This is a genomic window from Bacillus sp. 16GRE42 (assembly GCF_019837435.1).
GTDB lineage: Bacteria > Bacillota > Bacilli > Bacillales > Bacillaceae_G > Bacillus_A > Bacillus_A wiedmannii.
In genome coordinates, this window is the sequence record NZ_JADAXF010000009.1 from 61,605 (window position 1) to 77,394 (window position 15,790).

A 15,790-nucleotide genomic window follows, 5' to 3' on the forward strand; every position below is an offset into this window, starting at 1 on the left:
TTTAATGGCTACTCAATCATTCTCTACTTTTTTCAGCTAACTACATTCCGAGTTTCATCTAACTATTACTGAAGAAAGCTTTTCTATTTATACTCTATTTTCACTTCCGAATATTTGTATATGAATTTTAACATTTTCGTAAGCAGCCTCAATAACATCCTGGTGGTACGTAAAGTAATCTGAATACGGATTATTTAGGACTGTATTGTTAACAGCAGTAATTACATTCTGAAATGTGGCTGTTGCTACATTAATTTTTCGAACACCATGTTGAATACATTGATTGAAATCCTCTGGACTAATGCCAGAGCCGCCATGTAAAACGAGTGGGATATGGACTACCTCATTAATCTCTTGTAGGCGGTCTAATCGTAAATCAGGATCTCCATTGTACATACCATGCGCATTTCCAATTGCAACCGCTAACGCATCTACGTCGGTTTCTTCTGCAAATCGTTTTGCTTCTGTAGCGCTTGTCAGCAACATTTCAATATCTTCTGATCCGTCCTCACTACCACCAACTCTGCCAATCTCAGCCTCTACCGTCGCTCCATACTGTTTCGCAAGTTCTACAATTTCTTTTGCCTTTTGGATATTCTCTTCTAACGGATAGTGAGAGCCATCAAACATAACCGAGCTAAAACCAATCTCTAACGTCTCTTTAATCGTTTCAAACGTCATCCCGTGATCAAAGTGAACTGCTTGCTTTTTTCGCTGCAGCTACCATCAAAGGACCAATCATATGAATTGGCGAATGATTCAAACGAACTTCCGCAATTTGTAGAATAAGCGGTGAACTTAACTCTTCAGCTGCTTTAATAGCTCCCATTACCATTTCCATATTAGCGACACTAAAAGCTCCAACCCCATAATTCTCTTGATTTGCTTTCATTAAAATATCTTTCATTTGAACTAATGGCATTACATACTCCCCTATTTCAATATTATTTATTACATGTAAAACCAACCTTCACGTCTTTTTACCCCTTTTGTAAGAAGAGATGTTGATTACCATACCATTTACTTATGGATAATCTTAAAATGCTTAAATTACAGACCTGCTTTTTCTTGTATAAATTTTCGGGCTTTTAATGCGTATTCAAAAGGATTCGCTAAAGCTGGGTCTTGCTCTGCTTCTACCACAAACCACCCTTGATAATCAGAGTTTGCAAGGATAGTAAACACTTCATCAAACACAATTACGCCATCCCCGGGAACTGTAAATGCTCCATTCTTCACTGCCTGTAGGAAACTTAATTCGCTTTCCTTTACAGCATCTACTACTTCTTGACGAATATCTTTTAAATGTACGTGTTTAATACGAGGTAAATATTTTTTCAAAATATAAAGTGGCTCTTCTCCTGAAAAAACAAGATGACCTGTATCAAAAAGCAGAGATACAAGCGCTGGATCAGTCATGTCCATTAACTTTTCAATTTCTGCCGTTGTTTGAACACCCGTACCCATATGGTGATGGTATACAATATGTAGCCCCTTTTCCTGAGCTAATTTACCGAGGTGATGTAATCCATCCGCAAGCTTATCCCACTCTTCTTCTGTAAAAACAGGCTTATTTTTAAATAGTGGTACATCCATTAAACCTTGAATACTATGCCCTTGCTCTGAAACAACGATGACTTTTGCACCCATGTCATGCAAGAAATCCCTATGCTTAATAAATGCTTGTACTGTCTCTTCAAGCGGCTTCGTTGTTAAAAACGTACTAAACCATGCACTAGCAATTTCCAAGTTTCGTAATTCCAAAGATTTTTTTAATACAACTGTGTTTCTCGGATATTTATTCCCTACTTCACTTCCCTTAAATCCAGCTAGTGCCATCTCACTAATACATTGTTCAAACGTATTTTCTGCTCCTAGCTCCGGCATATCATCATTTGTCCAAGCAATTGGTGCAATTCCAAGCTTAACTGTATTTTCTTTAAACATCCCCTTGTCTCTCCTCTTTACAAAATGTGATAGAATTTCGCCAAATTCTCTTAACTGGTTATTGAAAAGAGAGCTTCCTAATCAATATGCATGTAGATAAAAGCTCTCTTTGTGTCCTAATCTAATAAGACCTTGCCTGTTGCAAGTTACTTACTTTACTCTCATACGCAGCTTGTATACTTTGACTTTTAGATACTTCCGCAACACCTACATGCCACCATGACTCGTATCCATTTGTCATTGTTTTGGGTAGTACTTTAATATCAATTAATGTAGAAACTGTTTGTTTTTTCGCATCGATAAGCGCTTCCTGTAATTGTTCTAGTGATGTAACATGATATGTTTTCACACCATATCCAGCTGCGCTAGCTGCAAAATCAATTTTCATAATTCCCCCGTCTAATTTACGAGTTTCCTGATTTCGATAGCGAAACTCTGTTCCAAAGCTCCCCATTCCATTACCCATTTGTAAGTTATTAATACAGCCAAATCCGGAGTTATCAAACAATAAGACGTTAATTTTTTTGTTTTCTTGAAGACTTGTGACAAGCTCTGAATGAAGCATCTGGTAACTACCATCCCCTACCATTGCATATACTTCCTTCAATGGTTCAGCTAGCTTTGCACCTAGTGCACCCGCAACCTCATAGCCCATGCAAGAGTATCCATACTCCATGTGATATGTATTTGGTTTTCTTGATGCCCATATTCTTTGTAAATCACCTGGAAGACTTCCTGCCGCTCCAACGATAATTGCATCTTCATCCAGTAATGTATTGATTTCTCCAATGACTGCAGTCTGTGTTAATTGTGTACCAAGTGCGTCTACATACTCATTTAACTTTCCATCGAAATGGCCTTCTACTTCTGGTGTGAAATCTTGACCTGTAAAGCGAATATTATGTAGACGTGATAATTCTATTTCCCAAGCCTCTTTTGCATCAGCAATTTCTACTGTATAACTAGATCGATAATTAATTACTTGCAGTTCATCTATTAGAGCAAGAAGCGCTTCTTTTGCATCTGCTATAACCATTAATGCATCAAGCTTATTCGCATGAAATTCTGAAATATTGATGTTTAAAAACTCAACTTCCTCATTTTGAAATAATTGTTTCGATGCTGTTGTAAAATCAGTAAATCTCGTCCCGATCCCAATAACAAGATCCGCTTCCTTTGCAATTGTATTAGCTGCTAAATTTCCCGTTACTCCAATGCCGCCAAGATTATATGGGTGACTACTTTCAATTGCACTTTTTCCAGCCTGTGTTTCTCCAAATGGAATGTGGAATGTTTCAGCAAACTGTTTTAACTCTTCTGCCGCTTCTGCGTATCTTACACCACCACCGCAAATCATAACTGGCTTTTTCTTTCTCTTAATTATTTCCACTGCATCCGCTAAGCTGGCTTTTATAGGTAGACGACGTTCAATACGGTGAACACGCTTTTGGAAGAAGTAATCTGGAAAATCCCATGCTTCTCCTTGGACATCTTGTGGTAAACAAATTGTTACAGCTCCTGTATCTGCCGGATTCGTTAAAACACGCATCGCTTGAATCATAGCTGTCATCAATTGTTCAGGACGATTTATCCTGTCCCAGTACTTACTTACTGCACGAAAAGCATCATTTGTAGAAATAGATAAGTCATGTGTTTGTTCAATTTGTTGAAGAACAGGATCAGGTTGTCTCGTTGCAAATACATCTCCTGGAAGTAGTAACACGGGAATATTATTTGCTGAAGCTGTTGCTGCAGAAGTAATCATATTGGCTGATCCAGGACCAACAGAAGAAGTACATGCCATAATTTGTTTTCTATGTTTTTGTTTTGCAAAAGCCATCGCAGCATTTGCCATTCCTTGTTCATTTCTCCCTTGGTAAACTTCTAATTCCCCTGCGTCTTCTTCTAAAGCTTGACCTAGGCCTACTACATTCCCATGACCAAAAATCGTAAAGATTCCTTTAATAAACTTTTGTTGCTCTCCATCAAACTCTACGTATTGCTGATTCAAAAATTTCACCAATGCTTGCGCTGTCGTCATTCTAACAGTTTGCATATGATTTGCTCCTTTCTATCTCTAACAGTCATTCTGCATATGAAAAAGGAGTATTAGGAATTTGATAGACTCCTAATACTTCCTTCTTATGTTTTACTACTTACGTTACTTTCGCTTCCAAGCAACTACACAGATTCTACTTCTCTCTTATTGATTACTTTTCCCAACGAGATGTAAGCATTTTCTTTCTTGTATAAAACTCAACGCCGTCAGTACCATTCGCATGGAGATCACCATAGAAAGAGTCTTTCCAGCCAGAGAACGGGAAGAATGCCATTGGTGCCGGAACCCCAACATTCACACCTAACATACCTGATTCAATAGTTTCACGGAATTGACGTACACTTGCCCCACTATCTGTATAAATACATGCTCCATTTGCAAAACGAGACTCATTGGCAATTTCAATCGCTTCATCCAATGATTTCACACGAACAATAGATAAAACAGGAGCAAAGATCTCATCTTGCCAGATTTTCATTTCTTTTGTAACATGGTCAAAAATTGTTGGCCCAACGAAGTAACCAGCTCCTTTTACAGCTGTATCTTCGCGTCCATCACGAACTAATGTAGCACCCTGTTCTACACCTGAATCGATGTAACCAATTGTGCGCTCTTTATGGTTATCACGAATAACTGGTCCTAAAAACACATCTTCATCAAGACCATTTCCGATGACAATTTTATTTGCTTCTTCTACTAGTCTTCCAACTAATTGATCTGCAATTTCTTCTTCTACTGTTACAACAGAAGCAGCCATACAACGCTCACCAGCAGAACCGAATGCAGCACTAATAATTTGCTTTGTTGCTAGTTCAAGATTCGCATCATTTAATACAATGGAATGGTTTTTCGCACCAGCTAATGCTTGCACGCGTTTTAAGTTTTCTGTTCCTTTTTTGTATACATATTCTGCGACAGGTTGAGAACCTACAAACGAAATTGCCTTCACTAATTTATGTTCAAGAAGGCCGTTTACTACATCGTGTGCGCCATTTACAATATTTAATACCCCTTTTGGTAAGCCTGCTTCCTCAGCTAATTCGGCTAACTTTGCTGCTAGAAGTGGTGTACGCTCTGAAGATTTCAATACAAATGTATTACCACAAGCAATCGCAAGTGGGAACATCCAGCATGGAACCATCATCGGGAAATTAAATGGTGTAATGCCGCCTATAACACCAATTGGATAACGATACATACCAGACTCAATACCTGTCGCAATATCAGGTAGCTGTTTTCCCATCATTAATGTAGGAGCACCCGCTGCAAACTCCACGCACTCAATACCACGAAGAACTTCACCGTAAGCCTCGTTATAGCTTTTTCCGTTTTCAATCGTAATAAGTTTCGCTAACTCTTTCCAGTTATCTACTAGTAATTGTTGATATTTAAATAGAATACGAGCGCGTTTTGGCACAGCCGTTTTAGACCAAGATTTGAATGCTTCATTTGCTGCTAATACAGCATGTTCAACATCTTCTTTTGTTGAAAGTGGTACTTGAGCGATTACTTCTCCTGTTGCAGGATTATATACAGCTTCCATCTTAGTTGAAATGGATTCTACCCATTCGCCGCCAATGTAGTTTTTTACAATTTGTGCTGTTTGTACTGTCATATTCATTCTCTCCCTTTTATGTAATGTAGAAGCGTCCAATAGGATACGCCCTTACTGATTATTGATTCATGACGTTTCTATACCAATTCCTCAGCCGTTTCCATGAATGCAGAAATCTCTGCTCTCGTTGGCATTGCATCAGAACAGCTATGTTTAGAAATAACGATCGAAGCAGAAGCGCCTCCTAATCGCATCGCTTGAGGAGTCTCAAGCCCTTGCATTAATCCATAAATAAACGCGGATGCATACGAGTCGCCAGCGCCAAACGTCTTTAACACCTTTGTTTTAAAGATACCGCCTCGGTGAGATTGACCGTCTCTCGTATATGCGATTGAACCATCCCCGCCATGTTTAATTACAACGATTTTCGCATGATGAGAAAACCATCTTTCAGCCGTAACTTGGTCATTAGATTTTTCATAGTTTAATAGTTTTTCCATCATATCGAATTCTTCACGTGTTCCAATAATGACATCAGATTTTTCAGCCGCTAGATTGTAATACACAGCCGTTTCAGCTTCTGACTGCCATGTATAAGGGCGGTAATCCACATCAAAAAATACAACTACATCATGCTTACGCGCATATTCTAATGCTAAAAATACCGCCTCGCGAGAAGGACTTTTCGCTAAAGCTGTTCCTGAAATTAAGAGTGCTTTTGATTGTTTAATATAGTCCTCAGATACCTCTGTTGGATCAAGGTTTAAATCTGCGACATTGTCGCGGTACATTAAAATACTGCAATCCTCAGGGCTTTTAATTTCTGTAAATGCTAGACCTGTCACTGCACCTGTACGATCGATACGTATCTGATCTGTATTAATCTTATTGTCCTTTAGGTACCCTGTAATAAAACGGCCCATTTGATCATCAGACACTTTACCGATAAATCCTGTTTGTAAACCAAGACGTGCAGCACCAATTGCAATATTTGCAGGAGAACCTCCTACATATTTAGTAAACGTTCTTGTTTCTTCCATAGGACGTTGTGTTTCATTAGCATTTAAATCAACGCATAAACGTCCAACTGCAATTAGGTCCAATGGACGACTTTCTTTAAAAATAAGTGGATTCATTGTTACTACCTCCCATGCTTTATGAAAGAATGAATGCTGTGGTTCATATTTTTATTAACCTACTATTCATTACTCTTTATCTATCTATAAGTAAGCGCTCTCTTTATTGATTTAATGCAGGCTGTTTATGTTCAATTAGAACAGGTTTTCCTGTTAGCAAAGATTCCTTCGCAGCTTTCGCAATTCGCTCTGCTTGTAACCCATCATTACCACTGCAAATAACAGCTTGTCCTTCTATAATTGACTTTGTAAATTGTGTTACTTCCTCAATGTAAGCCTGCGTGTAACGCTCTAAGAAGAAATAAAGTGGCTTATCTTTTACAACACCTTCTGTTTTAGAAACTTGTACTGTTGTCGGGCAGCAATTATCCGCAGCAACCGCACCTTTTTCACCAAACACTTCAACACGCTGGTCATATCCATAAACAGCTTGGCGGCTATTATCAATTACTCCTAAAGCTCCATTTGCAAATTTTAATGTGACAATTGCTGTATCAACATCATTTACTTCCTGAATGGATGGATCAATTAATGTTGTTCCATATGCAAATACTTCAACGACTTCACTATTCATCACATAACGAGCCATATCAAAATCATGAATCATCATATCCATAAACAATCCGCCTGAAGAGCGAACATATTCTATACTTGGCGGTTGTGGATCGCGTGACGTAATTTTTAAGATATGCGGCTGCCCCACTTCACCTTGTTGAATCAGATCATAAACTTTCCTGAAGTTAGGATCAAAACGACGATTAAAACCCACTTGAAGAGATACTCCCTGTTCTTTTACCACTTCTAATGCTTCTAATGTTTCTTCTACCGAGAAACTAACAGGTTTTTCGCAGAAAATATGTTTTTTCGCAAGAGCCGCTTCTTTAATAATTTGCGCATGTGTATTTGTTGGTGAACAAATAAAGACAGCATCAATTTCTGGATCTGCTAATAAATCCTGATAGTTTGTAGTCAGAGTGGAAATTCCTTTTTCTTGAGCCCACTTTTCTAGATGAGCAATTACTACATCTGAAACCGCTTTAATTTTTACTTGTGGCATAAGCTGCAAATTATCAACATGTAGTTTCCCAATTCGTCCAGCACCAATAATCCCAATTTTTAAAACGTTCATATGATTTCTCCCTCTATATTAAAATTTAAGAAACGAAATGAAAGTCTATAGGGTTTAGCGTATCAAGTTAGTTAAGCGCTTTCCCTATTTTTCTTTATTATACACACTTGATTCTAAATTGAAAACATTTTTATTTTTTTGAATACTTCTCTTTTCATCTGAATTTTAAATTCCCTCAATAAACGTATTACATAAAAATAAAAAATAAGAATTAGAAATAAATCATCTAAAAAGCTACAAATATAATCTTTTAAAATACTGATATAACAAAGATAACGAAGCCTTTTAAATAGTAATCCCCCATCTATAAGGTATTTCTTTCTTTTCATACGCACTATTATTTTATTGTCCAATAAGTAAATAGAAGGACTCTATAAAAGAAAGTTGTAAATTGTCAAAAAATTTAATTGACGACCTCATAATGTAAGCGTATACTTTTTAACAAAAAGAATTAAGCGCTTAACCAAAAAATAACTTATCGGTGGTGGGAGAATGAACGCTATTAGTTCAAACAAAACATTTATGGACAGGATTGGGATCCCTTCTAATTTAACTTGGGGATACATAGGGATTATTGTTTTTATGATTGGGGACGGGTTAGAACAGGGATGGTTATCCCCTTATCTCGTTGAAAAAGGATTAACGCTAGAACACGCGGCTTTCCTGTTTACTATTTACGGAATTACTGTATCTGCTTCTTCTTGGTTTTCGGGGGTATTTGTGCAAATGTGGGGACCAAGAAAAGTCATGACGTTTGGTTTAGTATCATTCATTTTAGGTTCAATCGGGTTCATAGGTATAGGAATTCAACATATGAATTATCCCGTAATTATAATTTGCTATGCCCTACGAGGGTTCGGTTATCCTTTATTTGCCTATTCTTTTCTAGTTTGGGTATCTTACAGTACGCCTCAACAAATGCTTTCAAGGGCAGTTGGCTGGTTCTGGTTCGTATTCCAGCTAGGGCTTAGTGTTATAGGAGCCTTTTATTCTAGCTATATGGTTCCGAAAATCGGAGAAATCGCTACATTATGGAGTGCTTTAATTTTTGTTGTCGTCGGTGGATTATTCTCAATTGTTGTGAATAAGGATAAATTTAAAGTACAAACCGTAAGCGCTAACAAATCAAGTGAATTACTAAAAGGCATTACCATCGCATTTGAAAATCCTAAAGTTGGTATAGGCGGTATTGTAAAAATTATAAACTCGGCCGCTCAGTTTGGATTTGTTGTTTTCCTACCTACCTATATGATGAAATATAATTTTACGATGACAGAATGGCTTCAAATTTGGGGTACTCTATTCTTTGTAAATATGGTGTTTAATATTATTTTTGGTATTGTTGGAGACAAGTTTGGTTGGGTAAATACGATTAAATGGTTCGGAGGAGTCGGTTGCGGAATTGTAACTCTTGCACTCTATTATGTACCACAAATAGTAGGACATAATTATTGGGCAATATTATTTGTTGCCTGTTGCTACGGAGCAACACTTGCCGGCTATGTACCTCTTACCGCATTAGTTCCATCATTATCTCCTGAAAATAAAGGAGCTGCAATGTCTGTCTTAAATTTAGGTTCAGGATTATCAGCATTTGTTGGACCACTAGTAGTAACTGCCTTTATCGGTCCATTAGGTGTTGGTGGCGTGATGTGGATCTTTGCTGGTTTGTATTTCTTTGGTGCATTTTTAACTCATTTCCTTACTATTCCAAAAGAAAATGAGATGGAGCAGGATTTAAATACGAAAAGCGGTGAGCAATTCTCTGTCTAAATCCTAAATATAAAAGAAGGTCATCCTAACTATACTTAGTTACGATGACCTTCTTTTGTTACATTCGAATAGGCTTATAAAAAATCTATCATGTAATATCCTTTACTGAGGATCGCTCTACTAACTGAGGAATAATTGTAATTTTTTGCTTAGCATGCCCCTTCATTTCCATCGTTTTTAGCAGTTGTTCAAACGTACAGGTTGCCATTTGTTTAATTGGCTGTTCAATTGTTGTTAACCCTGGATCTGCAATCTCAGCATAAATTGTATTATCAAATCCGATTATTGATAAATCTTCCGGAATTGAAAGTCCTTGTTTTCTTGCTTCATTCATAAGGCATATAGCAATTAAATCTGTACAAGCAAAAACCGCTGTAGGCCTGTAAGGCAAATTAAGTAATTCCTTACTTGCACGTTTACTATCTTCCACTGTCGAATAGCAGCTAATGATAGCCTCATCATCTAACGAAATCTCCGAATCCGTTAGAGCTTGTTTGAAACCATTCAATCTCCCTACGCTACTTTTTCTATCCTTCTCCAACATAATCGTTAAAGATGTATGGCCTTTCTGCGTTAGATAACTTCCAGCTAGATAGCCTCCCCTCATATCATCAGTTGTCACAACATGAGTCGTGATGGAAGGATGATCTACAGTGAATAGTACAAGTGGTAAATCTCGATTCACGATTTTTTTTACAAGTTTATAATCGTTTAGCTCCGTCGCAATAATAATGCCGTCTACTTGCTTTTTAAATAGTAAATCAATGTATTCGTGCTCACGTTTTGTTTGATGATCTGTACTACATAAAATGAGTGTATACCCTGATTCTCGTGCACTATTTTCAAAAGCTCTTGCTACTTCTGCAAAAAAAGGATTTGAGATATCTGGGACAAGTACCCCAATCGTATATGTTTTTTTACCTGTTAACGCTGCTGCTACACTACTTGGCTGGTAATCTAATTCATCCATTACCTGATTTACTTTGTTTATTGTTTTTTCACTAATACGCCCAGTTTGATTAATTACCTTGGATACAGTCGCTATTGATACACCTGCTTTTTCCGCAACATCATAAATTGTTGGTTTCACTTTAATTATCCCTTCTTAATCATCTTTTTCTATATTTTATCATAAATATATTTTGCTTCTTGGTACACAGGAGGAATTTTTTAATGAATTTACCGGAAGAATTCTCCTTCCTCAAGCGTGTGAAGGGCGATAGCCAAACGGTAGGTGGGAGATGAATTTCGGTTTGGCATAGCAAAAAACTTTTGATAAACTAGCTATCTGAAGTTCTTTGATAGCTTAATATAGGAGGTTGCAGGAAGAAAATAGAGTGCGAAAACCAAGCTATTCGGTAACTGCTTAAAATATCAACCGTATACAGGGAGCGTCCAAGCGTTGGACTCTAGACGTAACGCTCAAGGAGTCGAAAGGTTTCTTTCATCGTGGAGCTGAGAAGCTCCCAATTCAAGCTTTGCTAAGTGGCAAGTAGTTCACTAATATCTCTAATAATTACATTAATAAAAATAAAGAAGAGTCCTGTATTAACAGGACCCTTTTTCTATAGTTTCAACATAATTGTTCCTCAATTTATAAACATAAAGGAGATGGTTTTATACATGATCCCTTAGAAGAAACCGAAAAGAGTTTCTTCTTTGTTAATATAAATTGAAACTAAATTAGATTTTCAAAATATCACCAATCAATTTAATCTCTTCTCCCTCAATAACTATCCCATCACCATCTTTACAAGCATAAATCTCCCTATTTTTCAACTTAGAATAATCTTTTAATAAATCTAAATATTTCCCACTTTGTTCCTCGCTCCAATGAGGCATAAAATCAAAATCTACAATACCTAGGGACTCTCTATCCTCTAGTCCTATAATATCCTCGTCTAAAAATTGGGCTGTATCAATACTTTTAGTTGTTATTATACTACCAGCACTAACACCAATCAAAACCCCACCATTTTGCAAATATGATTTTAATGAATGCAATAAATTTCTTTTTCTTAAGGAATATAAAAAGCAGAATGTATTTCCACCAGAAAGATGTATTCCATCATAATTAAATATGTCATTAACCTTTCTTTCATCGTATTCTTTGTCTAAATCAAAATATTTCACATTATTAATTCCTAAATATCTATAGTATTTAACTACATAATTAAAATATTTTCCTGTTACATCTGAAGATGCTCGAAGATATGCTATTGAAGGATTTTCTTTATTTAACAACCTTAAAAGTTCATAATCCAATTTTCTATCTTCTTGTACTTGATCACTGTATAATACTATTTTTCTCATTAAACTCCCCCCTATTTTCTAATCAATAACTTATCAATTTTGAATTTTCGAAATTTATTTTTGACCTTTCTCACAAAAAAATAATACCAATTTAATATATAACTTTTTTAGTATCTCTTAAGGTACATTTCCTAAAAGCGGTATTCCATATCTGGACTCGATAATTCTTTTTTTATCATATTCTTTTAAAATGAATTTTAAATAGTCTATTAACTAAAGAGATAGACTATTTAACGGATTTGATTTATTTTTTATGTGTCAGTCCTGAATGTTTAATCACACATTCATTTTTTAAAATTCCCTAATCACTCCATTATCTCATAGGCTTTAAACAGGTCTTCAAGTTCAATATTATTCATAGTTTCATCTACGGAAATCATATATGAGGTAATAACTGATGAAACTTTTTTAGCAAGTTCTATTCTTAATTTAAGAGATACTCTACCTCCATAATCGATAAGCTCATTAATTACTTCTTTATAGTCAGATGGCGATGTTATTAAAGCCGTACTTAAAAATACTTTTCTGGCACTATGACACATAGTAGGCCCTCCAACATCAATTAATTTTCTTATTTCTTCTAGTTCTTTATAATCTTTCATATAATGGACTGAATTCTTCCCTTTTCAATTTCTTCAAACTTGCTATAAGAAGATTCCAGTGATTTTTTTACAATTTCCATTCTTTTTGAATATACTATTTCATTGGTTAAATCTATTAATTTCCCCCTCATAACCTTTTGCCCATAGACATAAAGAATAAGTCCTAAAACGAAATACATTAACAGCTTAATCTTTAACGCATTATTACTTGTTACAGTCATATTAATAGTGAAAATTATAAGCGCATTATCAAAACCACTAATAACGCTTTATAGATAACAAAAATATTCCCTTATCGTTTTCTTTTTTGAAAAAGCTTATAAATACTAAGTATATATACACTAACCATACACTGGTAAATACAAAATAAAGTGCAACTTCAACACTATTAGGAAGCCATACAAAAACAAATTCCCAGGATACTCCTCTATAAAGGATATATGGAATTAAATATATACAGTAACTTATTCCCAGCATGAACAGAAAAGAAAAAACAAGCTTTAATAAACTCTTTTTTCCATATGTATTTAAATGCCTTTGTTTATTTAATATTGCTTTTAATGTGAAAAATAATATGCTTAAAACTATTAAAATTGAAATACATATAATTACACTAGCTATTGTATCTGCGCCTTTATTTAAATCTATTATATTTTTATTGTAAGTGCCCTCTTCTAAAATCTTATTAATACCTTGACCTATAAGTTCTACATATTGTGAGTTCGTATTACTTAGTACTGTAACCCCGACTTTATCCTTAGGATTAAATACTATAAATGAAGAATAGTTAGGATTATTCCCGGCATGTGAAATTTGATTTTCACTCTTTGGATAAATGAACCAACCACTAGCATAGAATGATCCATCACTTAATGGTCTAACTGTACGATTGGCCTCTTGAGATTTTCCAACTATGTCTTTATCAAATTTCAAATCATTTAAAGTGCCCAGCTGAATCTTAAGCCACTTAGCCATATCTTCAGCACTGGAGATAATATACCCAGCCGGCTTATTCCCTCTATACACAGGTGCATCATATACATCATTTTTTAAGAATTCGAGTTTATACCCTTTAGCGATATATTCATTAACAATCTCATTTTTATAAAGATAAGTATTATGTAAACCCAATGGCTTTAAGACATTTTCTTCAATATAGCCTTCATAAGATTTCCCTGTCACTTTTTCAATAACCAACCCTAAAACATCATAATTTATAGTTGCATACTGGAAATCCCTACCTGGTTCACTATCTAATTCTATATTAATTAAGGTTTTAACTGTTTCTTCAAGTGCATTATCTTCATTAGAAACTGGTATCTTATCTATCGTTTTAAAAGGTATACCACTTGTTTGATGTAATAATTGTTCTATAGTTATTGAAGCTTCCTTACCTTTATATTTAACTTTTAACCATGGTATATATTTAGTTACTTCATCTTCAAGTTTAATTTGTCCACTTTTTTCTAAATTAAAAATTCCTAAAGCAGTAACTGCTTTACTATTAGATCCTATTTCAAACAAGGATTTAGAAGTAACTGGCTTTTTAGCATCTATATCTGAATATCCGAATCCTTTTTGATACACAGTCTTATCGCCTTTAACTAAGGTAACTGCTAGTCCTGGAACCTTACCTTTATCCATATTTTCTTCTATAAACTTTTCTATTTTTAGTTTTGTATCATTTGTTAATAAATTTATCTGTTCAACCTCATTGTCTAATGCATATCCCTTAAGTGGTAATACAACTATACTGAGAAAAACACTAAGTATAACTAACAATTCTCTTAAATTTTTCATAATAATATACCCCTTGCGTAACTTCTAATTAAACAATGCATCTAAATCTTCTTGTGAAATTTCTACAGCATCAAAATCCGATGGGGTGAATTCCTTGAAATCCTTTTCTATGCACTTATCTAAAATTACCTTCAAAGTATTCACATAACTTTCAATAAACCTTTGGATTGTTTCATCTTTAAATCTATTTTTACTGTAGATAATATTTATCTTTAGTGCACCATTTACCACCATAGCCTCTAAATCCATTAGTGCTGTCAATGAATTATTCTTGTCACTATCTAACGCAAATTCAATGTTGTTTAGATTTAATTGGTTCTTATCAATTATATTATCAAAACCTCCAAGATAATTGAATCTTATATACTTGACTTCTTGTTCTTTAAATTCCCTATTTAAAAACTTAAGAATGCTATAATTAAATCCTTTATTAGGTATGTTTCTAAGTTGTTCCTTTAATGATTTAATTTTATCCTCTATCTCCTCATGATCCACCTTAAAATATGCAGGGTACATACTTGTAAACCATCCAACAGTTCTAGATATGTCAATTTGACCATTTATCAACTCTCTTCAGTGTCTTTCAAGTTCAACTATTACTTCAGTTTTATCATTTTAGCCAAGAAGACTCCTTCCTCAAGGAACGCGAAGTGTGTAGGTGGGAGATGCATTGGCTTCGAACAAGGGATGGCAGGAAGTCATCTTAATTGTTCGACATGCAGAAAGTGTTACTTCACTATCCATCGAATGTACGTTTGGTATATAATAGTCATATACCGAAATGGAGGTGAATCAAATGATAATTAATAAAGCCTTTAAGTTTCGTATCTATCCAAATCAAGCACAAGCAATTCTAATTAATAAAACGATAGGTTGTTCTCGCTTTGTATTCAATCATTTCCTATCCCTATGGAATCACGCATATAAAGAAACTGGAAAAGGTTTAACATATGGTACATGCTCTGCCAAACTCCCTGCCATGAAGAAAGAGTTTATTTGGCTCAAAGAAGTGGATAGTATTGCGATTCAGTCGTCTGTTCGCAACCTTGCGGATGCGTATACACGATTTTTTAAAAAACAAAATATTGCCCCTCGTTTCAAATCCAAGAAGAATAACGTACAATCTTATATCACAAAACAAACAAATGAAAACATTGCCGTTATGGGAAGCAAAATAAAATTGCCAAAACTAGGTCTTGTTCGATTTGCCAACAGTCGTGAAATAACGGGACGTATTGTAAATGCTACAGTTAGACGGAACCCTTCTGGTAGATATTTTGTGTCATTATTAGTTGAAACAGAAGTACAAGAACTTCCGAAAACACATTCTTACATTGGAGTAGATGTAGGACTAAAAGATTTCGCCATTTTGTCAGATGGAACACCCTATGAAAATCCGAAGTTTTTCCGATCATTAGAAGATAAGTTGGCGAAAGCACAGCGTGTCCTTTCTAGAAGAATGAAAGGATCTTCTCA

At 35.3% G+C, this 15,790-nt stretch carries 12 protein-coding genes and 1 pseudogene; 2 read left to right on the forward strand and 11 right to left on the reverse strand.

The annotated features are described in order from the left end of the window. Positions 1 to 87: 87 nt before the first annotated feature. From ILS93_RS27005 to iolG, 6 genes and pseudogenes are all read right to left on the reverse strand, one after another. A pseudogene (locus tag ILS93_RS27005) lies at positions 88 to 922 on the reverse strand (class II fructose-bisphosphate aldolase). A 128-nt stretch (positions 923 to 1,050) separates the two neighbouring features. Beyond that, positions 1,051 to 1,947, reverse strand: coding sequence for a myo-inosose-2 dehydratase (gene iolE, locus ILS93_RS27010; protein ID WP_222661659.1), 897 nt, complete (start codon positions 1,945 to 1,947; stop codon positions 1,051 to 1,053). 121 nt (positions 1,948 to 2,068) lie between these two features. Further along, positions 2,069 to 4,003: a 3D-(3,5/4)-trihydroxycyclohexane-1,2-dione acylhydrolase (decyclizing) gene (gene iolD / locus ILS93_RS27015; protein ID WP_222661660.1), complete on the reverse strand. Its 1,935-nt coding sequence runs from the start codon at positions 4,001 to 4,003 to the stop codon at positions 2,069 to 2,071. Between the two features lie 154 nt (positions 4,004 to 4,157). Next, positions 4,158 to 5,621 carry a CoA-acylating methylmalonate-semialdehyde dehydrogenase gene (locus ILS93_RS27020; protein ID WP_222661661.1) on the reverse strand — a complete coding sequence of 488 codons (1,464 nt, stop codon included), beginning with the start codon at positions 5,619 to 5,621 and terminating at the stop codon, positions 4,158 to 4,160. A 77-nt stretch (positions 5,622 to 5,698) separates the two neighbouring features. Further along, the gene (iolC, locus tag ILS93_RS27025) at positions 5,699 to 6,697 is read right to left on the reverse strand and encodes a 5-dehydro-2-deoxygluconokinase (RefSeq protein ID WP_222661662.1); all 999 of its coding nucleotides are present in this window, start codon (positions 6,695 to 6,697) and stop codon (positions 5,699 to 5,701) included. Positions 6,698 to 6,800: 103 nt separating this feature from the next. Then, a complete protein-coding gene (gene iolG / locus ILS93_RS27030) occupies positions 6,801 to 7,826 on the reverse strand; it encodes an inositol 2-dehydrogenase (RefSeq protein WP_222661663.1) in 1,026 nt (341 codons plus the stop codon). Between the two features lie 492 nt (positions 7,827 to 8,318). Between iolG and ILS93_RS27035 the strand changes: the two genes are divergently transcribed. Next, positions 8,319 to 9,599: an MFS transporter gene (locus ILS93_RS27035; protein WP_222661664.1), complete on the forward strand. Its 1,281-nt coding sequence runs from the start codon at positions 8,319 to 8,321 to the stop codon at positions 9,597 to 9,599. An 88-nt stretch (positions 9,600 to 9,687) separates the two neighbouring features. On the opposite strand, the gene ILS93_RS27040 is transcribed toward ILS93_RS27035, so the two are convergent. From ILS93_RS27040 to ILS93_RS27060, 5 genes are all read right to left on the reverse strand, one after another. After that, complete coding sequence (locus ILS93_RS27040; protein ID WP_222661665.1) at positions 9,688 to 10,689, reverse strand: LacI family DNA-binding transcriptional regulator; 1,002 nt, start codon at positions 10,687 to 10,689, stop codon at positions 9,688 to 9,690. Between the two features lie 593 nt (positions 10,690 to 11,282). Beyond that, entirely contained in the window at positions 11,283 to 11,912 is a 630-nt protein-coding gene (locus ILS93_RS27045) for a Type 1 glutamine amidotransferase-like domain-containing protein (RefSeq protein WP_016136254.1), read from the reverse strand. Positions 11,913 to 12,217: 305 nt separating this feature from the next. Beyond that, positions 12,218 to 12,514, reverse strand: coding sequence for a hypothetical protein (locus ILS93_RS27050; RefSeq protein WP_048562796.1), 297 nt, complete (start codon positions 12,512 to 12,514; stop codon positions 12,218 to 12,220). A 258-nt stretch (positions 12,515 to 12,772) separates the two neighbouring features. After that, positions 12,773 to 14,314 (reverse strand): serine hydrolase domain-containing protein, encoded by a 1,542-nt coding sequence (locus ILS93_RS27055; RefSeq protein WP_222661666.1) that lies wholly within the window; start codon positions 14,312 to 14,314, stop codon positions 12,773 to 12,775. Between the two features lie 24 nt (positions 14,315 to 14,338). Then, positions 14,339 to 14,881 (reverse strand): condensation domain-containing protein, encoded by a 543-nt coding sequence (locus tag ILS93_RS27060; protein ID WP_229135797.1) that lies wholly within the window; start codon positions 14,879 to 14,881, stop codon positions 14,339 to 14,341. 229 nt (positions 14,882 to 15,110) lie between these two features. Between ILS93_RS27060 and ILS93_RS27065 the strand changes: the two genes are divergently transcribed. After that, on the forward strand, positions 15,111 to 15,790 hold a 680-nt coding region (locus tag ILS93_RS27065), incomplete at its 3' end, for an RNA-guided endonuclease TnpB family protein (RefSeq protein ID WP_222661667.1).